General features: G+C 63.7%; 22 protein-coding genes and 1 riboswitch. Of the genes, 13 read left to right on the top strand and 9 right to left on the bottom strand.

From position 1 onward, the window contains the following. Positions 1-11: 11 nt before the first annotated feature. Positions 12-1,088 carry a CaiB/BaiF CoA transferase family protein gene (locus tag CH275_RS23625; protein ID WP_094680658.1) on the bottom strand — a complete coding sequence of 359 codons (1,077 nt, stop codon included), beginning with the start codon at positions 1,086-1,088 and terminating at the stop codon, positions 12-14. Positions 1,089-1,184: 96 nt separating this feature from the next. On the opposite strand from CH275_RS23625, the gene purT reads away from it, so the two are divergent. Further along, entirely contained in the window at positions 1,185-2,381 is a 1,197-nt protein-coding gene (gene purT / locus CH275_RS23620; protein WP_094680657.1) for a formate-dependent phosphoribosylglycinamide formyltransferase, read from the top strand. A 24-nt stretch (positions 2,382-2,405) separates the two neighbouring features. Beyond that, a complete protein-coding gene (locus tag CH275_RS23615) occupies positions 2,406-2,888 on the top strand; it encodes a DUF456 domain-containing protein (protein WP_094680656.1) in 483 nt (160 codons plus the stop codon). Between the two features lies 1 nt (position 2,889). Here the strand turns inward: CH275_RS23615 and CH275_RS23610 are convergent, their stop codons facing one another. Next, positions 2,890-3,636, bottom strand: coding sequence for an amidohydrolase family protein (locus CH275_RS23610; RefSeq protein ID WP_094680655.1), 747 nt, complete (start codon positions 3,634-3,636; stop codon positions 2,890-2,892). Positions 3,637-3,691: 55 nt separating this feature from the next. On the opposite strand from CH275_RS23610, the gene CH275_RS23605 reads away from it, so the two are divergent. After that, entirely contained in the window at positions 3,692-4,561 is an 870-nt protein-coding gene (locus tag CH275_RS23605; protein ID WP_179276313.1) for an SMP-30/gluconolactonase/LRE family protein, read from the top strand. Positions 4,562-4,630: 69 nt separating this feature from the next. On the opposite strand, the gene CH275_RS23600 is transcribed toward CH275_RS23605, so the two are convergent. Further along, entirely contained in the window at positions 4,631-6,016 is a 1,386-nt protein-coding gene (locus CH275_RS23600; protein WP_094680653.1) for an FAD-dependent oxidoreductase, read from the bottom strand. Positions 6,017-6,312: 296 nt separating this feature from the next. On the opposite strand from CH275_RS23600, the gene CH275_RS23595 reads away from it, so the two are divergent. The 4 genes from CH275_RS23595 to CH275_RS23580 are packed head-to-tail and all read left to right on the top strand — an operon-like array spanning position 6,313 to position 9,414. Next, complete coding sequence (locus tag CH275_RS23595; RefSeq protein ID WP_094680652.1) at positions 6,313-7,173, top strand: TauD/TfdA dioxygenase family protein; 861 nt, start codon at positions 6,313-6,315, stop codon at positions 7,171-7,173. A gap of 34 nt (positions 7,174-7,207) precedes the next feature. Then, positions 7,208-7,735: an Rv0361 family membrane protein gene (locus tag CH275_RS23590; RefSeq protein ID WP_094617789.1), complete on the top strand. Its 528-nt coding sequence runs from the start codon at positions 7,208-7,210 to the stop codon at positions 7,733-7,735. A 45-nt stretch (positions 7,736-7,780) separates the two neighbouring features. Continuing rightward, positions 7,781-8,194, top strand: a complete 414-nt coding sequence (locus CH275_RS23585) for a rhodanese-like domain-containing protein (RefSeq protein ID WP_094680651.1) — start codon at positions 7,781-7,783, stop codon at positions 8,192-8,194. Further along, positions 8,191-9,414 (top strand): O-succinylhomoserine sulfhydrylase, encoded by a 1,224-nt coding sequence (locus CH275_RS23580; RefSeq protein ID WP_179276312.1) that lies wholly within the window; start codon positions 8,191-8,193, stop codon positions 9,412-9,414. The genes CH275_RS23585 and CH275_RS23580 overlap by 4 nt, the downstream gene beginning before the upstream one ends. Before the next feature lie 6 nt (positions 9,415-9,420). Here CH275_RS23580 and CH275_RS23575 read toward each other — a convergent pair whose 3' ends face one another. From CH275_RS23575 to CH275_RS23555, 5 genes are all read right to left on the bottom strand, one after another. Continuing rightward, positions 9,421-10,362, bottom strand: a complete 942-nt coding sequence (locus CH275_RS23575) for a TauD/TfdA dioxygenase family protein (RefSeq protein WP_179276311.1) — start codon at positions 10,360-10,362, stop codon at positions 9,421-9,423. Between the two features lie 151 nt (positions 10,363-10,513). Next, positions 10,514-11,587 (bottom strand): isochorismate synthase, encoded by a 1,074-nt coding sequence (locus tag CH275_RS23570; protein ID WP_094680650.1) that lies wholly within the window; start codon positions 11,585-11,587, stop codon positions 10,514-10,516. Then, positions 11,587-12,345 carry an HAD-IIA family hydrolase gene (locus tag CH275_RS23565; RefSeq protein ID WP_068053998.1) on the bottom strand — a complete coding sequence of 253 codons (759 nt, stop codon included), beginning with the start codon at positions 12,343-12,345 and terminating at the stop codon, positions 11,587-11,589. The genes CH275_RS23570 and CH275_RS23565 overlap by 1 nt, the downstream gene beginning before the upstream one ends. A gap of 120 nt (positions 12,346-12,465) precedes the next feature. Beyond that, a complete protein-coding gene (locus CH275_RS23560; RefSeq protein ID WP_373453738.1) occupies positions 12,466-12,804 on the bottom strand; it encodes a WhiB family transcriptional regulator in 339 nt (112 codons plus the stop codon). A 130-nt stretch (positions 12,805-12,934) separates the two neighbouring features. Continuing rightward, positions 12,935-13,303 carry a hypothetical protein gene (locus CH275_RS23555; protein WP_094680649.1) on the bottom strand — a complete coding sequence of 123 codons (369 nt, stop codon included), beginning with the start codon at positions 13,301-13,303 and terminating at the stop codon, positions 12,935-12,937. Between the two features lie 159 nt (positions 13,304-13,462). Between CH275_RS23555 and CH275_RS23550 the strand changes: the two genes are divergently transcribed. The 6 genes from CH275_RS23550 to CH275_RS23525 all read left to right on the top strand — a co-directional run bounded on the left by CH275_RS23550 (position 13,463) and on the right by CH275_RS23525 (position 19,481). Further along, on the top strand, positions 13,463-14,818 hold the full coding sequence (locus CH275_RS23550) for an LLM class flavin-dependent oxidoreductase (RefSeq protein ID WP_094680648.1): 1,356 nt from the start codon (positions 13,463-13,465) through the stop codon (positions 14,816-14,818). 103 nt (positions 14,819-14,921) lie between these two features. Next, positions 14,922-15,015, top strand: a riboswitch (SAM riboswitch). A 116-nt stretch (positions 15,016-15,131) separates the two neighbouring features. Further along, positions 15,132-16,097 carry an amino acid ABC transporter permease gene (locus CH275_RS23545; protein ID WP_094680647.1) on the top strand — a complete coding sequence of 322 codons (966 nt, stop codon included), beginning with the start codon at positions 15,132-15,134 and terminating at the stop codon, positions 16,095-16,097. Continuing rightward, positions 16,094-16,891 carry an amino acid ABC transporter ATP-binding protein gene (locus CH275_RS23540; protein WP_094680646.1) on the top strand — a complete coding sequence of 266 codons (798 nt, stop codon included), beginning with the start codon at positions 16,094-16,096 and terminating at the stop codon, positions 16,889-16,891. Before CH275_RS23545 ends, CH275_RS23540 begins: the two co-directional genes overlap by 4 nt. 34 nt (positions 16,892-16,925) lie before the next feature. After that, complete coding sequence (locus CH275_RS23535) at positions 16,926-17,903, top strand: ABC transporter substrate-binding protein (RefSeq protein WP_094680645.1); 978 nt, start codon at positions 16,926-16,928, stop codon at positions 17,901-17,903. Between the two features lie 7 nt (positions 17,904-17,910). After that, positions 17,911-18,960: an FAD-dependent oxidoreductase gene (locus CH275_RS23530; protein WP_094680644.1), complete on the top strand. Its 1,050-nt coding sequence runs from the start codon at positions 17,911-17,913 to the stop codon at positions 18,958-18,960. Then, on the top strand, positions 18,957-19,481 hold the full coding sequence (locus CH275_RS23525; protein ID WP_094680643.1) for a GNAT family N-acetyltransferase: 525 nt from the start codon (positions 18,957-18,959) through the stop codon (positions 19,479-19,481). Before CH275_RS23530 ends, CH275_RS23525 begins: the two co-directional genes overlap by 4 nt. Before the next feature lie 72 nt (positions 19,482-19,553). Here the strand turns inward: CH275_RS23525 and CH275_RS23520 are convergent, their stop codons facing one another. Beyond that, complete coding sequence (locus CH275_RS23520) at positions 19,554-19,892, bottom strand: TfoX/Sxy family protein (protein ID WP_094680642.1); 339 nt, start codon at positions 19,890-19,892, stop codon at positions 19,554-19,556. Positions 19,893-20,203: the final 311 nt, after the last annotated feature.

The raw sequence follows: 20,203 nt of genomic DNA, 5'->3' as shown, positions 1-20,203 counted from the left end.
CGCGCAGGCGGTTACACCCAGACCGACGCGATGTCGGTGGCGGTGGACGGCGGTGGCGTCGGAACTCCGTTTTCGGTGCGGGAGAATCGCGGTGCCGGACGGTGTTGCGTGACGCCGCCGACGTCGATGAGTGAGTCGCGATCCTTCATGTGCGGGTGGTTCGGAGCTTCGGCGAAGGTGAGGACCGGCGATACGCAGGCGTCGGTGCCGTCGAAGATCGCGGCCCATTCGTCGCGGGTCTTCGACAGGAATGTCGAGGTGAACTTCTCGCGCAGTTCCGGCCAACGCGACTTGTCCATCTGCGATGGCAGATCCGTATCGGAGAGGCCGAGTCCGGTGAGCAGCTGAGCGTAGAACTGCGGCTCGAGCGAGCCGACTGCCATGTACTGGCCGTCGGAGGTCTCGTAGGTGTCGTAGAACGGCGCGCCGGTGTCGAGCAGGTTGGTGCCGCGGTCGTCGCTCCACGCTCCGACTCCGCGCCACGACCAGATCATGTGCGAGAGTGCGGCCGTGCCGTCGACCATGGCCGCGTCGACCACCTGGCCCTGCCCGGAGTTCTGTCGCTCGTAGAGCGCCGCCATGATGCCGAAGACGAGGAACATCGAGCCGCCACCGAAGTCGCCGACCATGTTCAGCGGCGGCACCGGGCGCTCTCCCGCACGGCCGATGGCGTTGAGGACGCCGGTGACGGAGATGTAGTTGATGTCGTGGCCTGCGGTCTGTGCCCAGGGGCCTTCCTGGCCCCAGCCGGTCATGCGGCCGTAGACCAAGCGCGGGTTGCGGGCCAAGGCGTCGTCGGGTCCGAGTCCGAGTCGCTCGGTGACACCGGGGCGGAATCCCTCGATCAGCACGTCGGCGCGCTCGACGAGGCCGAGAACCTTCTCGATGTCGGCGGGGTCCTTGAGGTTCGCCTCGACGATGGTGCGACTGCGCAGTTGATGGTCGTGCGGAGAGACCTGCCCGGCGCGTTGGATGCGAACGACGTCCGCGCCGAGGTCGGCCAGGAGCAGTGCGGCGTGCGGGCCGGGCCCGATGCCTGCGAGTTCGACGACGCGGAGCCCTGCGAGCGGTCCACCAGTGTTCGACACGTAATTTGCCTCGTTCCGACGTTGTGCGCTGCGATTGTGACAGGAGACTAACCTGTACTAGGTCGTCCAAGTAATGTGGGTGTGGATAATAAGGCTGTGACTGCCCCAGAACCCGTCCGTATCGGTACTCCGCTCACTCCAGGGGCGACCCGGGTGATGCTGCTCGGCTCGGGTGAGCTGGGCAAAGAGGTGATCATCGCGTTCCAGCGCCTCGGCGTCGAGGTGATCGCCGTCGATCGCTACGACAATGCCCCTGGCCACCAGGTGGCGCATCATGCATTCACGATCGACATGAGCAACCCCGAAGAGCTTCTGGCGCTGATCGATTCGCAGCAGCCGGACTTCGTTGTCCCGGAGATCGAGGCCATTGCGACGGACGCGTTGGCCGAGGTGGAAGCCAGGGGCCGGACGGTGATCATTCCGACGGCACGGGCGACGCAGTTGACGATGAACCGTGAGGGCATCAGGCGTCTGGCTGCCGAGGAGCTCGGGCTGCCGACGTCGCCCTATGCCTTTGCCGATTCGCTGGGCCAGGTTCGAGAAGCATTGTCCACCATTGGTTTCCCTGCCGTCATCAAGCCCGTCATGTCGTCGTCGGGCAAAGGGCAGTCCGTCGTGCGCAGCGAGGACGATGTCGAGGCCGCGTGGGAGTACGCGTTGAAGGGTGGCCGCGTCGATCTCGGCCGTGTCATCGTCGAGGGATTCGTCGATTTCGATTACGAGATAACTCTTCTGACTGTGCGCGGGGTGGATGGAACAGCGTTCTGCGAGCCGATCGGCCACCTGCAGGAGTCCGGTGACTACGTCGAATCCTGGCAGCCGCAACCGATGTCCGACGCGGCCCTGGCCGGTGCGCGCGATGTTGCCGAGCGAATCACGACGGCACTGGGTGGGAGCGGATTGTTCGGCGTCGAGCTGTTCGTCCAGGGCGACAACGTGTATTTCTCCGAGGTCAGTCCGCGGCCACACGATACCGGCCTGGTAACGCTTCGTACGCAACGGTTCTCGGAGTTCGAGCTCCATGCCCGCGCCGTGCTCGGTCTGCCGATCGACACGGCGCTGCTCTCACCCGGTGCGTCGGCGGTGATCTACGGCGGCGTGGATGCGGACGGCGTTTCCTTCGAAGGCGTCGCCGATGCGTTGGCGGTTGCCGAGACCGACCTGCGCCTGTTCGGCAAGCCGACGAGCTTCGTCAGGCGTCGGATGGGCGTCGCGGTGTCGACGGCGTCGGACATCGAGACGGCACGAAGCCGAGCACGCGAGGCAGCAGGAAAGGTTCGTCCTGTCGTCTGACCCGGCACAGGGCACACTGAGCTCATGAGCGCGCTCGGAGAAATACTGGTCGGCCTGGTGATTCTGGTCGGCCTCGTCGGTATCGTCGTTCCCATTCTGCCCGGCACCATCCTGATCTTCGCTGCCGTCGCTGTCTGGGCGTGGCTCACCGGTGGAGCAGCCGCCTGGACGGTGTTCGCGGTCGCGACGGTGCTGCTGGTACTCAGCGGCGTCGTGAAGTACACGTGGCCGGGTCGGCGCATGCGGGAAGCGGGTGTGCCGATGCGATCGCTGATGATCGGCGGTCTACTCGGCATCGTCGGATTTTTCGTCATCCCCGTCGTCGGGCTGTTCATCGGGTTCATCGCAGGGGTCTACGTCGCCGAAGTACCCAGGCACCGAAACCATTCCGAGGCCTGGCGATCGACCGTGCACGCCACCAAGGCCGCCGGGCTCTCCATACTGGTGGAACTGTTCGGTGCGTTGCTCGCCTCGGCGGTGTGGCTCGGGGGAGCCGTGCTCGTATAGATCAGGAGACGCGATACCAAGCCCGGGCATTGCCGTCGAGCACGGCAGGGAGGTCGCCACCGACAGCGTGGGTGATGATGTCGAGGTCGGTCTCCGAGAACGGACGTGGGGCTCGGGTGCCCGGTAGATCGGTGCCGAACATCAACGCCGCGGGGTTGACTCGATGGATCTGCTGCAGCGTGTCGGCGATGTCGAGATCCACTCGACCGAATCCGGTTGCCTTGACGCGTACTCCGCGGTCGACGAGGTTCAGAAGGTACGGCAACCCCTGAGTGGACAAGCCCAGGTGATCGATGCTGACCGCCGGCAACTTCGCGAGGATGGGTTCGAGCGAGAGCAGCAGGGACGCATCGACGTACAGCTCGGCGTGCCATCCGACCAATTCGTGCACGCGACGTGCCTGCGTGGTGAGCATCTGAACGTCGGTCTCGCCGCGCTTGAGGTTGAATCGCATTCCGCGTACGCCTGCGTCGTGCAGCGCGACGATGTCCTCGTCGGAGCATTCCGGATCGATCTGAGTCACGCCCACCCAGCCGCGTCCCAGAGTCTCCAGTGCTGCCATCAGATAGGTCTGATCGGTGCCCTGGAACGATCCCGAGATCACCGCGCCGCCGGTGATGCCGAGCCCGTCGACGTCGTAGAGGTAGTTCGAGACGGTGTACGGATCGGGCAGGAAACCGTGGTTCTCGATGAGCGGAAACTTCGGGTCGATGATGTGTAGGTGGGCGTCGAACACGGCTCCCAGCATGCCAGCTCACGCATTCGGCGTCGCGGCCACCGTGCTCGGTGTTTGAATTCGAAACATGAAACCGGAGACCACTGTCGTTCTCGACGGATACACCTACTTCGAATGTCCACGTTGGCACGAGGGGAGGGTCTGGGTATCGGACTTCTACTCCCACCGTGTCCTGTCCGCTCTCGAGGACGGGTCCGATGTGCGAGTCGAAGCCGAGGTACCCAATCAGCCGTCGGGCCTGGGTTGGTTGCCCGACGGCCGACTGCTGATCGTGTCGATGCGCGACCACAAGCTGCTGCTGCGCGAGCACGACGGCTCGCTGACGGTGCATGCCGATCTGTCGACGTACGTGTCCGCGAACCTCAACGACATGCTCGTGGACGCGCAGGGCCGCGCGTACATCGGGAACTTCGGGTTCGATCTGATGAACTTCGCCCCCGTCGAGACGGCCGATCTTATTCGCGTGGACCCCGACGGTTCTGCGCACGTCGTGGCCTCGGATCTGTACTTCCCCAACGGGATGGCATTCACCGCGTCGGGCGAACTGCTGGTGGACGAGACGGTCGGCAACCGGGTCAGTGCCTTCGACATCGCCGAGGACGGTTCTCTGGGGGAGCGGCGTGACTGGGCGACGTTCGGCGAACTACCGTCGTCGACAGATATGGCGACGGCCCTGGGCGAGGTGAAGGTGGCCGCCGACGGATGCTGCATCGACACCGACGGCACGATGTGGATCGCCGACGCGCTCGGGCAGCGAGTGCTGCACGTTGCACAGGGCGGGGAGATCCTCCAGCAGCTCGATTTCGATCTCGGGGTCTTCGCCTGCGGACTCGGCGGATCCGACGGCCGCACGCTGTTCGTCTGCGCTGCACCGGATTTCAACGAGCATCAACGCAAAATCGAGACAGAGGGCAAGTTGTTGTCTGTTCGGGTGTAGAGCGCTTCGCGCATGTGCACGAAACTTCGTAGTGGGCTACGAAGTTTCGTGCACATGCGGCGCAGCCGCTCAGGCCTTGTCGGGCTCGGAAGCCTTCAGCATGTCCTCACGCTCGACGACCTTCACGCGCTCGCGGCCCTCGGGCTCACCGAGTGAACGCTCGTGCGCGTCGAGGCGGTACCAGCCGTCCCAGGTGGTGAAGGGAACCTGCTTGCCTTCGAGGAACGATGTGACGGCATCCAGATCAGGCTCGGCCGCACCGACGAAGCTCGGTGCATCCTCGAGCAGGTTGGCGACCGTCTCGTTCGCGTCGCCCTTGGTGTGACCGATGAGGCCGACGGGTCCGCGCTTGATCCAGCCGGTGACGTACGTGGCGGGAACGGGGGTGGTCGAGGACGGGGATTCGACGACGCGTCCGGCCTCGTTGGGGATGGTGCCTGCCTGCTCGTCGAACGGGAGCTGGCTGATGTTCTGGCTGAGGTAGCCGACGGCGCGGTAGACGGCCTGGACGTCCCAGTCGTTGTACTTGCCGGTGCCCTTGACGTTGCCGGTGCCGTCGAGCTCGGTGCGCTCGGTGCGCAGACCCACGACCTTGCCGTCCTCACCGAGTACCTCGCTTGGCGACTCGAAGAAGTGCAGGAACAGCTTGTGCGGGCGGCTGCCGACGTCGCGGATGGCCCAGTCCTGCAGGGTGTTGGCAACCATGTCGATCTGCTTGGAGCTGCGGCGGGCCTGCTCCGAGCCCTCGTCGTAGTCGATGTCCTCGGGGGAGACGATGACCTCGATGTTGGGGGAATGGTCGAGCTCGCGTAGCTCCAACGGGGTGAACTTTGCCTGAGCCGGTCCGCGGCGGCCGAACACGTGCACCTCGATGGCCTTGTTCGCCTTGAGGCCCTCGTAGACGTTGGCCGGGATTTCGGTGGGCAGCAGTTCGTCGCCGGTCTTGGCGAGGACGCGTGCGACGTCGAGAGCGACGTTTCCGACGCCGAGGACGGCGACCTTCTCGGCCTCGAGCGGCCAGGTGCGCGGCACGTCCGGGTGGCCGTCGTACCAGGACACGAAGTCGGCGGCGCCGTAGCTGCCCTCGAGGTCGATGCCGGGGATGTTCAGCGCGCGGTCCGCGTTGGCACCGGTGGAGAAGATGACGGCGTCGTAGAAGCGGCGCAGGTCGTCGAGGGTGATGTCGGTGCCGTAGTCGATGTTGCCGAGCAGGCGAACCTGCGGCTTGTCGAGCACCTTGTGCAGTGCGGTGATGATGCCCTTGATGCGCGGGTGGTCCGGGGCCACGCCGTAGCGGATCAGCCCGAACGGTGCAGGCATGCGCTCGAAGAGGTCGATGCTCACGCCCGGTCCGCTGACATTGTGGTCGGACTTCATGAGCGCGTCGGCGGCATAGATGCCGGCCGGTCCGGCACCGACGATGGCGACGCGGAGTGGACGAGTCTGATCAGTCATGTGCAGCGAGCTACCTTCTTCGAGGGAAGTGCGGACACCCCAGCATAAATTAAGGACAACCTGAGCTGGGGCAGTGGGCAAACTTGCCGGATTTCCCGGTTTCCGGTAGGAATTGCTCTGTGCGCACGACATACCTGGTTCGACGGTTCACCGTCGACTTCTGTCGTACCTGCACCAACATGTGTTGTCGGTGACCTGACCCGACGCCCTTCCCCTCCCTGAACAGGACGGGACCCCTCTCTCGACGGCAGCGTTGCCGCAGATCAGCGCCCTGCCGTGCACGGATTCGAGGACACATGACCACCCTGGAACAGACCGCCACTCTCACGCTCGACAAGCTCGGCCCGTCGTTCGGAGCCGAGGTCATCGGGCTCGACGTCGCGTCGGCGTCCGATGCTCAGATTCATGCCGTACGCCGAGCGCTCGTCGACCACAAGGTTCTGGTGCTGCGCGGGCAGACGCTCGACGACGCGGCACACGTCGAATTCGGCCGTCGTCTCGGCGACCTCACGGCCGGCCACCCGGTACACGACAGCGGCCACGTCGCTCCCGAGGTCTACGCGCTCGACAGTCAGGACAACGGTTTCGCCGACGTCTGGCACACCGACGTCACGTTCATGGAACGTCCGCCGATGGGCTCGATCCTGCGGCCCGTCGTCCTGCCACCGCACGGCGGCGACACCAACTGGGCCGACAGTCAGCTCGCCTACGAGTCGCTGTCCGCACCCGTTCGCCGAATGATCGACGGGCTGACGGCGATTCACGACGGCAACCGCGAATTCGGTTACTACCTCGCGCAGAAGCGCGGCGGAAAAGGGAATGTGTGGGACGGCAAGGAAGTCACCGCGCTGGTTCCCGTCGAACATCCCGTCGTGCGGGTCCATCCGGAAACCGGCCGCAAGGGGCTCTTCGTCAATCCGGGTTTCACCTCGCACATCGTGGGGGTGTCGGAGGCCGAGAGTCGCGGCATCCTGGATCTGCTGTACGCGCACCTGACCAAGCCCGAACACATCGTGCGGCACCGCTGGCGGCTGGGCGATCTGGTGCTGTGGGACAACCGCAGCACCTCGCACTACGCCAATCGCGACTACGGCACCGAGCATCGCAAGATGCACCGCATCACGTTGCGAGGAGACATTCCCGTCGGACCCCGATAGTGCCCGGCCCGTCGGATCGAGGAAGATTGGCCGCATGGCGTCGTGGAGTGAACGTAGGCAGCAGTGGGTCGACAGTCGTGAGGAAGCGCGAAACAACGCGTCGAAGGCCGCTGCCGACTCCGGTGAGCAGCGTCCACCGAACGCGTGGCCGTTCATCATCGCCGCGGGCATCGTCGTGGTTCTGCTCGTCGGCATCTTCGCAGCGTCGAAGTTCGCCCCCGCCGAGAACAACGTGACGCAGGCGCAGCTGCTCACCGACGCCGTCGACGGATTCCTCGAAGCACAGAACACCGGCGATGCGGATCTGTTGCGCGAGAACACCTGCTTCGACCAGGTTGCGCTCCTCGTTCCCGGCGACGACGCGCAGTACCGAACCGATCGAGCAGGCGAGGTCGAGCGCAACGGCGAGACGTCCATCGACGGGGTGCCGTCGGAGTACGAGGTCAACGGCGACCGCGGTGTGGTGAAGGTCCCGCTGAAGGAAGAGAAATCCGGAGTGCAGACCGACGATCAGTGGAAGTTCGTCCGCGTCGACGACAAGTGGCTGGTGTGCAATGTGTGATGGCGTGTGTGATGTCGAAACAGCGAGTGACGGAAGGCTGATCAAGTGACCTACGCAGGTGACATAACCCCGGAAGCTGCCTGGGAGTTGTTGCAGAGCAACCCCGAGGCCGTGCTCGTGGACGTTCGGACGCGCGCCGAGTGGCAGTACGTCGGAGTGCCTGACACGTCCGGAATCGACCGCCCCACGCACTTGATCGAATGGGTCAGCTTCCCCGACGGTGCCCGGAACACGAACTTCGTCGAGGACTTGAAAGCCGCAGGCGTGGATGGCGATCGACCGGTGGTGTTCCTGTGCCGCTCCGGTCAGCGATCCATCGGTGCTGCCGAAGCCGCGACGGCTGCAGGAATCGGTCCGTCCTACAACGTGCTCGACGGTTTCGAAGGTGCCACCGATGCCGACGGTCATCGCGGAGCCACGGGTTGGCGTGCGGTCGGGTTGCCGTGGAGGCAGTCGTGACGAACATTCCGAAAGGCGGCGGATTCGACAAGCCCTTGCCCGAGGGTGTGGGTCAGGGAACGCTGGGAGTTCGCGGCGGTCTGATGCGATCCGGGTTCGACGAGAACGCCGAAGCACTCTATCTCTCTTCGGGTTTCGTGTACGAGAGTGCCGGAGCGGCCGAGCAGGCGTTCACCGGCGACATCGATCATTTCGTGTACTCGCGCTACGGCAACCCGACGGTCAAGATGTTCGAGGAGCGGCTGCGGCTGATCGAGGGTGCCGAGGCATGCTTCGGGACGTCGAGCGGAATGTCGGCGGTGTTCACCGCATTGGGCGCACTGCTGAAGGCCGGTGACCGATTGGTCGCTGCGCGTAGCCTTTTCGGCTCCTGCTTCGTGGTCTGCAACGAGATTCTGCCGCGGTGGGGCGTCGAGACCGTCTTCGTCGACGGCGAAGACCTCGAGCAGTGGGAGCAGGCGCTGTCGGTGCCGACGACGGCGGTGTTCTTCGAGACCCCGTCCAACCCGATGCAGTCGTTGGTCGATGTCCGGCGCGTCTCCGAGCTGGCACATGCTGCCGGAGCAACGGTGGTGCTGGACAACGTCTTCGCGACGCCGTTGCTGCAGCGCAGCCTGGAACTCGGGGCCGACGTGGTCGTGTACTCGGGCACCAAGCACATCGACGGCCAGGGTCGGGTACTCGGCGGGGCGATCCTGGGCTCGAAGGAATACATCGAAGGCCCGGTGCAGACTCTGATGCGGCACACCGGCCCGGCACTGAGCCCGTTCAATGCCTGGACGCTGCTCAAAGGGCTCGAGACGATGCCGGTGCGGGTGCGGCATTCGGTGAATTCCGCGCTGCGGATCGCCGAGTTCCTCGAAGCTCACCCTGCGGTGCGCTGGGTGAAATACCCGTTCCTGCAATCACATCCGCAGTACGCACTGGCGAAGTCGCAGATGTCGGGCGGCGGTACCGTCGTGACCTTCGAACTCGAAGCACCGGAGGGGGAGGGCAAGAAGCGCGCCTTCGAGGTGCTGGACGCGTTGCGTATCGTCGACATCTCCAACAACCTCGGCGACTCCAAGACACTGATCACTCATCCGGCCACCACCACGCACCGCGCGATGGGCCCGGAAGGCCGTGCGGCAGTGGGCATCACCGACGGTGTGGTGCGCATTTCCATCGGCCTCGAGGACACCGAGGATCTGATCGGAGATCTGGACCAGGCTCTGAAGTAGTCGGTGTCAGAGCGTCACCGGTAGCGGCTTGTCGATGAGGGAGTAGTGCGCCGCGTCGCCTGCGACCACCCGGCTCTTCTCTCCGTTGGGGTGTACCGGCACGTCGCCGGCCAAGGTGATGCGTTCGAGGCGGCGGTACTGATCGTCCCAGTCTGCGACGGCGTAGTGCTGGGTGGCGCGGTTGTCCCAGATGGCCACGTCGCCCAGGCTCCAGGTCCAGCGAACAGTGTTCTCCAGCTTGGTCACTCGATTCTGTAGGAGATCGAACAGGGTCTGCGACTCCTTGGTCGACAATCCGATGAAGTTCTTGACGAAGTGACCGAGCAGCAGAGTCTTCTCACCGGTTTCGGGGTGCACGCGGACGACTGGGTGCTCGGTCTCGAAGTAAGTGGACTGGAACTCCTTTCGGTACTCCTCGGTCTTGTCGTTCCGAATCTTCTCTGCAGCAGTCGCCGAGTAGTCGTAGTTGTTCGAGTGCGTGGCCCAGAGGTTGTCCACCAACGCCTTCAACGAATCCGGCAACTGCGCGTAGGCGGCGGTCTGTGAGGCCCACGTGGTGTTCCCGCCGTATTCCGGGAGGCTGACCGCACGCAGGATGGAGGCCTTCGGGATTCGGTCGACGAAGGTCACATCCGAATGCCAGCTGTTGGCCTTGCCGTATTCGGAGTCGATGGCCAGTGTTCTGGTGCCACGTGAGGTGACAGTGGGGTGCGGGGTGGTCGGCGACCCGAGCAATTCGGCGAACGCATACTGGCTTTCGTCGTCGAGGTGGTGCTGGCCGCTGAAGAAGATGACCTTGTGCTCGAGCAGAGCGCGCCGAACGAACTCGACAGTGTTCGCATCGAGATCGCCGCCGAGTCGCACGCCTTCGATGCGGGCACCGAGGTTGCCACCGATCTTGATCGCACGCAGAGCTGTCGTATTCTCGACAAGAGTGTCCACCGACATGTCGATACCTTTCGCTGGTCGAAGACTGCCCGAATTGCACCGGTGCAGTGCGGAATTCAACAAGCTGACCATTGTCGATCGGTCATGTACACAGTTCGATTCACCGTGATCTCAACGCCGCAATCGATCGGTAGCAGTGTCCGTATCTGCGTCAGGGCTCGAAGACGCTGAGCACGGTTCTGAACTTGGCCGTGGTTTCGTTCAGTTCGGCGTCGGGGTCGGAATCTGCGACGATGCCGCCGCCGGCGGTGGCCGTTCCGGACAGTCCGTCCGCCGCGAGTTCGATGCAGCGGATCGTGACCATCCATTCGCCGTCGCCGCTGCCGTCGGTCCACCCGACGGCTCCGGCGTAGAAGCCACGGGAGCCCTCGACGTCTGCGATCGCAGCCATGGCCGCGGCGCGGGGAACCCCGGCGACGGCGGCCGTGGGATGCAGCGCCAGTGCGAGATCGAGCGCCGAGGTCGCGGGATCGGCCAGGGTGCCGACGATCGGCGTCGACAGGTGCCACAGCTGCGGAGTGCTGCTCAGCTGGGGTGACTCGGGCACCTCCAGCGACTCGCAGAACGGCGTCAACGCAGCACGGATCTCGTCGACGACGAATCGGTGTTCGGCCTGATCCTTGGCGCTGGCCGCCAACGCCGCGGAGATGCGTGCTTCTTCGTCGGGATCGGTGGAACGCGCAGCCGTCCCGGCAAACGGATGGCAGCTGACGATGTTGCCGCGCTTACGAACCAACAGTTCCGGGCTCGCGCCGACGATGTGCGTGCCGGTCTTACCTGCGGGCGACAGATTCGCCAGAAAGCCGTTGCCCATCGGATCGCGGGAGACCAACGCGCTCAACACCGAGACAGGCTCGATCGGCGATTCCGCGGTCACCTCGATGGCCCGCGCGAGCACGATCTTCTCGGCTGCACCGGCTTTCAATTGCTCGACGACATCTCGCACTCGCTGCACGTGGACGTCCGGATCGGGAATCTGTCGTGCGACGGTTGCCGCCGGTAGCGGCGGCAGGGTATCGGTTGTCATCCAGGGCCCGTCGAGTCGGTAGAACTCCTCCGGTTCGATCAGGGCGGTGGCGTCGGACATGTCGAAAGGGAGTGCGCCGACGACATTTCGGCCTTCCCGGACCGCGGCCACCGCGTCGGCGACGTCGGGAAAAGCGTGCCGGACACCCAGTCCGACGACGTGGTGATCCTGCCGGGACAGAACGAATTCGAGAGTCATCAGAACGGGTTCTGAGTGCGGCCCACCAGGTCTGCGACGGAATCGAGAACTTTGGTCGGTCGGTACGGGTACTGCTCGACGGACTGGACCGTCGAGATCCCGGTGAGGACCAGGATGGTCTGCAGTCCGGCTTCGAGGCCCGAGAGCACGTCGGTGTCCATCCGGTCGCCGATCATCAGCGTGTTCTCGGAATGCCCGCCGATCGCGCGCAGTGCCGACCGCATCATCAATGCGTTGGGCTTGCCCACGTAGTACGGCTCCTTGCCGGTGGCCTTCGTGATCAACGCTGCCACCGAACCGGTCGCGGGCAGTGAACCCTCACGGGAGGGGCCGGTGGCGTCGGGGTTGGTGGCGATGAAGCGCGAGCCCTTCTCGACGAGGCGAATGGCGGTGGTGATTGCCTCGAACGAATACGTCCGGGTCTCGCCGAGCACCACGTAATCCGGGCTCGAGTCGGTGAGCGTGTAGCCGATGTCGTGCAGGGCGGTGGTCAAGCCGGACTCGCCGACGACATAGGCGCTGCCACCGGGTCGTTGATTGCCGAGGAAGGTCGCGGTGGCCAGAGCCGAGGTCCAGATCGACTTCTCCGGAATGTCCAGACCGGTGAATGCGAGACGTGCGCGCAGGTCACGGGGGGTACGAATCGAATTGTTGGTCAGTACGATGAACGGGATTTCGTTGGCCTGCAGTTCGGCGAGGAACGTGTCGGCACCGGGGATCAGGTGATCCTCGTGGACGAGCACGCCGTCCATGTCCATCAGGTACGTCCACTGCTGAGGCTTCTCGGTTTCGCTCACCCGTCCATTGTGAACTATCGGGTCGTTCCGCTGGCTTCACTCCTGAACTATCGGGTCGTTCCGCAAGCTTCACTCCTGCTGCTAACTCGCCTGCAGTTCCTCGGCACGTCGGGAGTTGGCCCGGTGCTGTTGTCGCTCGCGGGCAGTCGTTCCGCCCCAGACTCCGAACGGTTCGTTGGCGGCCAGTGCGAATCGTCGGCACTCTTCGATGACCCGGCAGCCAGCGCACACCTGCTTCGCGCGGTCCTCCCGTACGCGGCGGGCCGAGCGGCCCTCGCCGGACGGGGAGAAGAAGATCTCCGAGTCCTGGCCGCGGCAGAGTGCGTCGACCTGCCAGCCCCAGGATTCGGCGGCGGAGGAGATTCTGCGTTCGATCATGGCGATTGCGGTGTTGTTCGACGTGGTAGAGCTGTTCGGCATCGTGGCGACCCATTCCTTTCGTCGACGCTGCGCGAGACCCAGCCCGCACAGAACGATTCGCTACCGAAAAGGCTCGCCGCGTCGAGGGTGCGACGCAATGGTTGAAATCAGGGTGATTCGAGGGTCCTGTTCAGGACACGTCGGGGGTGTACCGAAAGAGCGCGTTCAATCGATCGTCCAGCATCAAGAGCGGAAGCAATGCCGCCTGGATCGCGCCGACCGCCGCGGGGAGGTACTCGCCTGCGACGACACACATGAGACTGCCGAGAGCGAACAGTATCAGCGTCATTCGGGGGAGTAGCCACGTCGGCTTCATCGCAGTGTGCCTGACCCCGTGGATAATTGCCGCCACGACCGCCACGAGAATGGTCGCGTGCGCGGTCAGACGTACCAGATCGGACGTGTCGGCTGCTTGGAATGTGCCGATCACGACCAGCGAACCGAGAGAAACGACACTCGCTGCGTTCAGTTGCTGATAGCGCGGCATGTCGCGAAACAAGCCTTACCTCCTCGGTTGCGTGCAGTCGATGGTACCGGCGGGTCAGCTGTTCATCGCAAAGCTCTAGGTCTTCAGGCGATTTCGTAGGTATCGGCTACGCGGTCGGCAACAGCCGATAGTGGACTGCCGCGTCGTGTGTATTCGTGGCATGGTGGCGGTATGACTCGGCCGCTCAGGTTCTCCGCATTCGTCATGAACACCACGTCTCATATCGTGCACGGTGCGTGGCGCAAGCCGGAGGCGGAGCAGACCGATTTCTCCTCGTTGGAGCATTGGGTGTCGTTGGCGAAAGAACTCGAGCGCGGCAAGTTCGATTTCATATTCTTTGCCGATGTCGTGGGACTGTACGACGACTATCAGGGTTCGTGGGAGAAGTTCGTCGAATCCGGATTGCAGATTCCCAGCAACGATCCCACCGTGATCGCGTCGGCGATCGCTTATGCGACAGAGCATCTCGGTATCGCGTTGACGTCGTCGATTCTGCAGGAGCATCCGTTCAACTTCGCGCGAAAGATGTCCACGCTCGATCACGCGTCGGACGGCCGCATCGCCTGGAACATCGTGACGAGTCTGTCGCCGAACGCCTGGCGCAACTTCGGCTTCGGAGATATGGCTCTCCACGAGGATCGATATGCCTGGGCGGACGAGTACGTCGATGTTGTGTACAAGCTGTGGGAAGGGTCGTGGGACGACGGAGCGCTGTTGCAGGACAAAGCATCCGGTCGGCACAGCGATTTCTCGAAGGTGCACAAGATCGATCACGTCGGCGCGCGCTACAGCGTCGAGGGCCCGCATCTCGTGGCTCCATCGCCGCAGCGGACGCCGTTGTTGTTCCAGGCCGGTTCATCTCCGACGGGCCGACGCTTCGCCGCGCGTAACGCCGAGGCCCAATTCATTGCGTCTCCGACACCCGAGGCCGCGCGCTCGCTCATCGCCGACACGCGCCGTCTGGTCATCGAGGCCGGTAGGTCCGTGGGGGACCTCGAATTCTTCCAGGGTCTGTCGTTCGTCATCGGGAGCACCGAGAGCGAAGCTCGACGCAGAGAAGCGGAGTTGGACGAATACGTCGACGACGAGGCGATGATCGCGCACGCTGCGGGTGGGATCGGCATAGATCTGGGCTCCTACGATCTGGACACCCCGATCGGTCAGGTGCAGGGAGAAGGCTCCCAGAGCACGTTGGCGTGGCTCCGCGAGGCGATCACCGATCGAGAACCCACCGTTCGGGATCTGGCGCACATGCGGACTCGGAGCGGGCGGGTGGTGGGAACGCCGGAGTCCATCGCCGATCGTCTCGAACAGTGGCGCGACGCCGGCGTCGACGGGATCAACGTCATCAACTCGACGATCCCGGGCAGCTACGTGGAATTCATCGAACATCTGATGCCGGTTCTTCAGCAGCGCGGGCTGGCGCAACGGGAGTACGGCCGGGGCACCGTCCGACGCAAACTCACCGGCCGGGACAGACTGCCCGCGTCGCATCCGGCTGCCCGATACCGGGGCGCCTTCAGCTGACACCAGGCAGTTCGGAAACGTGGCAAGGGTTGAAATCATCGTGATTTCAACCCGAAAGACCACGCGCACTTGACTTTTCAATCTGAAGTTCTATACATTCCTGTCACCATCCAGAGCGACCGAGAGACCTTGGCTCTACGACGTCGCAGCAACCCCGCCCTCGGGCGTGTGGGTGCTACCGCCAGGACCGATGGAGGAACTGCTGATGAACACCTGTATCCGTACGCCCGCCTGACCGGTTCGCGTACTCACAGTCCACCCTTTCGAAAGGCACCACAGCGATGATCGCTGCCCATCCGCACCGGCGGCTCCGGTGACGCAACTACAGACCTCGCCGAAATCCACCGGTTCGAGCGACACCGCAGAACTGCCGGACGAGCAACTCGTCGTCGCCAGGAAGTGGCATCCGTGGCGTTGGGTGATCAGCATCGCCACCCTGGTCGTGGTCGCTCAGTTCCTGCACGGCTTCGCCACCAATCCGGGATGGGACTGGGGCACGTTCGCCCAGTACTTCACCGCACAATCGGTGCTCTCGGCCCTGTGGCTCACCATCCAGCTCACGTTCTGGGGAACCCTGATCGGCTTCGCTCTCGGTATCGCGCTTGCGGTAGCGAGGCTGTCGAACAACCCAGTGCTGCAGGTGATCTCGTGGTTCTATATCTGGGCGTTCCGGTCCATTCCCCTGATCGTGCAGCTGCTGTTCTGGTTCAACATCGCGTATCTCTACCAAACCCTGTCGGTGGGAATTCCGTTCGGACCCAGCTTCTTCGAGTTCGACGTCAACAACGTCATCAGCGGCTCGACGGCAGCGATCATCGGGCTCGCTCTGCATCAGGCCGCATACTCCGCTGAGATCGTCCGCGCCGGTATCATCTCGGTAGATCATGGACAGCTGGAAGCGTCTGCAGCACTGGGTATTCCGAAAAGTCGAGAGTTCTTCAAGATCATTCTTCCGCAGGCGATGCGGGGGATCTTGCCCAATGCGGCCAACGAGGTGATCAGCCTGTTCAAAGGCACGTCGATCGTCTCCGTCATGGCCATCGCCGAGCTGTTCTACCAGGTTCAGGTCATCTACGGCCGAAGCGGCCGAGTGGTGCCGCTGCTGATGGTGGCCACTGTCTGGTACATCATTCTCACCTCGATTCTCTCGGTGGTGCAGTACTACGTGGAGCGGCACTATGCCAAGGGGGCAGTGCGCACAATCGAACTCACTCCCGTCCAGAAGCTGCGCAAGAAGCTGGCCGAGATCACCCTCGCCCCGCGAGGAGCAACACGATGACCACTCTCGACGCCACCACGTCCACTTCAGAGACCGAGTTTGCAGTGGAGGTTCGTGGAGTGCACAAGTCCTACGGTCCCCTCGAGGTGCTCAAAGGAGTGGACCTCACCGTCCGCCCCGGCGAGGTCACCGCGATCATCGGCCCGTCCGGATCCGGCAAATCGACCCTGTTGCGCATCATCAATCACCTCGAGAAAGTCGAACAGGGGACCGTGCGGGTGGACGGCGATCTGGTGGGCTACAAACGCAGAGGTACCAAGCTGCACGAGCTGAGCAACCGTGAGATTCTGCGTCAGCGTTCGCAGATCGGGTTCGTGTTCCAGAACTTCAACCTGTTTCCGCACCTGACGGTACTCGAGAACGTCATCGAGGCACCGATTTCGGCGCAGAAGCGCAAGCGTGCGGATGTGGAGCCCGAAGCGCTGGCGCTGCTCGAGCGGGTCGGCGTTGCCGCGAAAGCGCACGATTACCCGCGTCGGCTCTCCGGGGGCCAGCAACAGCGAGTCGCGATCGCGCGGGCACTGGCGCTGCGCCCCAAAGTGATTCTGTTCGACGAGCCCACCTCGGCGCTCGATCCGGAGCTCGTCGGCGAGGTGCTCGAAGTCATTCGCGGACTTGCACGCGATGGTGCCACGCTGGTGATCGTCACGCACGAAGTGGGCTTCGCGCGCGAGATCGCCGACACCGTCGTATTCATGGATTCCGGCGTCGTCGTCGAACAGGGATCTCCTGCAACTCTTCTCGATTCGCCGCACCACGAGCGGACCAAAGCTTTCCTCTCCCACGTTCTGTAAACCACCTCACTTCAGCGAAAGACGGACAACACTCATGTCGAAACCATCACGCAGGCTGACGGTCATGGCCGCAGCATTGGCCATCGTGGCGCTCACCGCGACTGCCTGCAGCGAACCGGAGGCCGAGTCGCAGGTCGTCACCGAGGACGGGCAAAGCTTCGACCTCACTCCCGAGCAGACCGAACGAGTGCGAGTCGACAAAGTCGACGAGATCGCAGCGAAAGTGCCACAGGCCATTCGAGACCGAGGAACGCTGATCGTCACCGGCTCGGGCGGGACCGCGCCGCCGCTGCGCTTCTACGCCACCGACGACACCACCATCGTCGGATCCGAGGTCGACTTCTCCTACCTCGTCGGCGACATTCTCGGGCTGGACGTCGATCTGCAAGTTGCCGACTGGTCGCAGAACTTCGTCAAGATCGACTCCGGTGAGAACGACGTGTTCATCTCCAACGTCACGGTCACCGAGGAGCGCAAGGACAAGTACGACTTCGCCACGTACCGGCTCGACAACCTCGCATTCGAGACCCAGAAAGACACCGATTGGAAGGTCGAGAAGCGTCAGGACATCGCAGGCAAGAAGATCGGCGTCGGGTCCGGCACCAACCAGGAGCAGCTGTTGGTGGACTGGAACGAGGCGAACGTGGCCGAAGGTCTTCAGCCGGCGGAGCTGGCCTACTACCAGAACACCTCCGATTACTACCTGGCACTGGGATCCAAGCGCATCGACGGCTATCTGGGCCCGAACCCCTCTGCCGTCTACCACGCAGCAACCAGTGGGGAATCGAAGGTCGTCGGGACGTTCTCCGGAGCCGGTGATGCGTTGCAGGGAGAGATCGCGGTGCTGACAAAGAAGGACAACGGTCTCATCGAGGCCATCCACGAGGCACTACAACATGCCATCGACGATGGCAGCTACCAGCGGGTCATCGATCGGTGGGGCCTGCAGTCCGAGGCTGTATCCGACTCCGTCGTCAACCCGCCCGGGCTGCCTCGTAAGCCCGCGGCGTAGGAACACGGTGAAAGTCGTAGTCGTCGGTGGCGGCATCATAGGAGCGTCGTCGGCGTGGCAGATCGCAGGACGCGGGCACGATGTCACCCTGCTCGAGCAGTTCGGGCCGGGACACAAGAACGGTGCCTCGCACGGCAGTTCACGGATCTTTCGGCATGCTTACGCCGACGACTACTACGTATCACTGGCCGCTCGGGCACACTCGCTCTGGCGCGATCTCGAAACCGCGACCGACACAGCATTGTTGGCTGTCACGGGAGCAGTCGATCATGGAGATCCGGCGACGGTGAATCCGAGGATCGACGCACTGAAGCGGGCTGGGCTCGAGTTCGAGGTTCTCGAACCTGTTGCTGCGCAGCAGCGGTGGCCCGGACTTCGATTCGACACCACAGTGCTGTTCCACGCTGCGGCCGGGCGACTTCACGCCGATCGCAGCGTTGCCGCAGCGATCGAAGCAGCTCGCTCGGGCGGTGCGACCGTCGAATACGAGACGCCGGTGCGTGAGATCTCCGGCTCCGACGTGGTGACGGACACCCGCACCTATGTTGCCGACGTGGTCGTTCTCGCTGCTGGGGCGTGGACATCCGAGTTCGTGCCGCAGGAAGTGATTCCGCCGCTGGTCACCACCCAGGAACAGCCGGCGCATTTCGTACCGTTGCGCCCAGAAATGCAGTGGCCGAGCTTCATTCACCATCCCGGTGCACTTCTCGATACTGCCGGCATCTATGGATTGTCTTCGCCCGACGGTATCAAGATCGGCGAGCATGCCACGGGGCCGGTCGTGAGTCCTCGTACCCGTGGCTTCGTGCCGAACCCGGATGGTGTGCAGCGATTGATCGACTACGCCGGGAAGTGGCTGCCGGGAGTGGACGCGAAATCCGCGGACCCATCGACGTGTCTGTACACCAGTACGCCGGACTCCAACTTCGCTATCACGCGCAGCGGTAACACTGTAGTAGCGGCAGGATTCTCGGGCCATGGCTTCAAATTCGCGCCCGCCGTCGGTGAGGTGGTGGCCGATCTCGTCGACGGATCACGAAGGCAGGGGAGAGCATGAGTGCGACGTTCGAAGTCAATGCCCGCGTCACCGGTGCCGATGATGCACGCCTCCAGTTCGTCAGGATCGGGCAGGACGATCCCCTTGCAACGCCGTTGCTGCAGGAACTGGCGCTCGAATACGCGTCACGATACGGCCGGTCCCCTGGGGAGCAGTATCAGGAGTTGAAGTCGTATCCCGGTCACGAGTTCGAGCCACCCGGTGGGGTTCTGCTCGTGGCCCTGTACGACGGCGTTCCTGTTGCAGGCGGCGCGTATCGGCAGTACGCCGAGGACACTGCCGAGCTCAAACGAATTTGGACGGCGCAATCACAGCGGGGTCGAGGCTTCGGCAAGCGTGTCGTGGCCGAGCTGGAACGCAGCGCACGCGAGCGTGGATATAGCCGGGTCTATCTCACGACGGGCTGGAATCAGCCGGAAGCCGTAGCCCTGTACCTGGCAGCCGGATACACCCCGCTGTACGACCGGAGCTTGCCGTCCAAGACTGTCGGATCGCACCCCTTCGAGAAGAGTCTCGAATGAGATCGCTGCTGTGAGTGCCCCGCCTGCGCCGTCGCTGGGTTCGGGTAGTACGAGGAGCGTTTGCAGAGGCTGTCAGTCGGCTCGGTTGCAGTTGTATTCGAGCGCGGCGGCGACCCAGAATTCCAGTGCTTTCTCGCTTGTCAGCGCATCTGCGTCGACGGTGATCCACCCTCGGCCCATCGAGCGGTCTCGACCCATCACAGCGTGGTGCGCTCCGTCGCGCTGGAGGTATTCGGGTTCATGGACCCCATCCACACGAACCAGCAGCGCACGGTCGTCGGTGCCGACACACACCACCATTTTGTCTCGCACCATGAATGCGAGCCCGCCGAACATCTTCTGCTCGCGCAGACTCTCCTGCTCCGAGAGGATGTCGCGAACGCGGTCTGCAAGAAGTTCGTCGTACGCCATGTCCTCGTACCCCTCCGATGGTCGTTGCCCTCATCGAAGACTTGATCGGGATTGGGCGCAACCGGGATCTCCCTCTGCGCGGCATTCCTTTGGCTTCAGCGCAGGGTCGACCGCAGACAGGGCTGTGCCCTGACGCTGGTGCGGACCGTCATGCGGGTTGTCGTGGTTCCTCGTCGCCGGTGTCGTCGGGTGGGTACAGCACTTCCTCGGGGTGGTGGGCGTGATTGATCAGCCCACGCCGGCGTGGGTCCATTCCGGTGGGTGGATGCCAGAGGGTGCGGCCCGGATATCGATGTCCTGCTGTGGTTTTG

It is taken from the genome of Rhodococcus sp. 06-235-1A (genome assembly GCF_002258785.1).
Taxonomy (GTDB): domain Bacteria; phylum Actinomycetota; class Actinomycetes; order Mycobacteriales; family Mycobacteriaceae; genus Rhodococcoides.
The sequence above is the reverse complement of the archived record's forward strand: the minus strand, read 5'-3'. Positions and strand labels throughout refer to the sequence as shown.

What these genes read in the sequence shown, in the direction of transcription:
- CH275_RS23565 (WP_068053998.1), bottom strand. Translation starts at nt 12,345, where the DNA reads ATGGACATGGACGGCGTGCTCGTCCACGAGGATCACCTGATCCCCGGT.
- CH275_RS23605 (WP_179276313.1), top strand. Translation starts at nt 3,692, where the DNA reads ATGAAACCGGAGACCACTGTCGTTCTCGACGGATACACCTACTTCGAA.
- CH275_RS23560 (WP_373453738.1), bottom strand. Translation starts at nt 12,804, where the DNA reads ATGCCGAACAGCTCTACCACGTCGAACAACACCGCAATCGCCATGATC.
- CH275_RS23525 (WP_094680643.1), top strand. Translation starts at nt 18,957, where the DNA reads ATGAGTGCGACGTTCGAAGTCAATGCCCGCGTCACCGGTGCCGATGAT.
- CH275_RS23540 (WP_094680646.1), top strand. Translation starts at nt 16,094, where the DNA reads ATGACCACTCTCGACGCCACCACGTCCACTTCAGAGACCGAGTTTGCA.
- CH275_RS23575 (WP_179276311.1), bottom strand. Translation starts at nt 10,362, where the DNA reads ATGTCGGTGGACACTCTTGTCGAGAATACGACAGCTCTGCGTGCGATC.
- CH275_RS23595 (WP_094680652.1), top strand. Translation starts at nt 6,313, where the DNA reads ATGACCACCCTGGAACAGACCGCCACTCTCACGCTCGACAAGCTCGGC.
- CH275_RS23615 (WP_094680656.1), top strand. Translation starts at nt 2,406, where the DNA reads ATGAGCGCGCTCGGAGAAATACTGGTCGGCCTGGTGATTCTGGTCGGC.
- CH275_RS23570 (WP_094680650.1), bottom strand. Translation starts at nt 11,587, where the DNA reads ATGACTCTCGAATTCGTTCTGTCCCGGCAGGATCACCACGTCGTCGGA.
- CH275_RS23590 (WP_094617789.1), top strand. Translation starts at nt 7,208, where the DNA reads ATGGCGTCGTGGAGTGAACGTAGGCAGCAGTGGGTCGACAGTCGTGAG.
- CH275_RS23610 (WP_094680655.1), bottom strand. Translation starts at nt 3,636, where the DNA reads ATGCTGGGAGCCGTGTTCGACGCCCACCTACACATCATCGACCCGAAG.
- CH275_RS23600 (WP_094680653.1), bottom strand. Translation starts at nt 6,016, where the DNA reads ATGACTGATCAGACTCGTCCACTCCGCGTCGCCATCGTCGGTGCCGGA.
- CH275_RS23550 (WP_094680648.1), top strand. Translation starts at nt 13,463, where the DNA reads ATGACTCGGCCGCTCAGGTTCTCCGCATTCGTCATGAACACCACGTCT.
- CH275_RS23535 (WP_094680645.1), top strand. Translation starts at nt 16,926, where the DNA reads ATGTCGAAACCATCACGCAGGCTGACGGTCATGGCCGCAGCATTGGCC.
- CH275_RS23520 (WP_094680642.1), bottom strand. Translation starts at nt 19,892, where the DNA reads ATGGCGTACGACGAACTTCTTGCAGACCGCGTTCGCGACATCCTCTCG.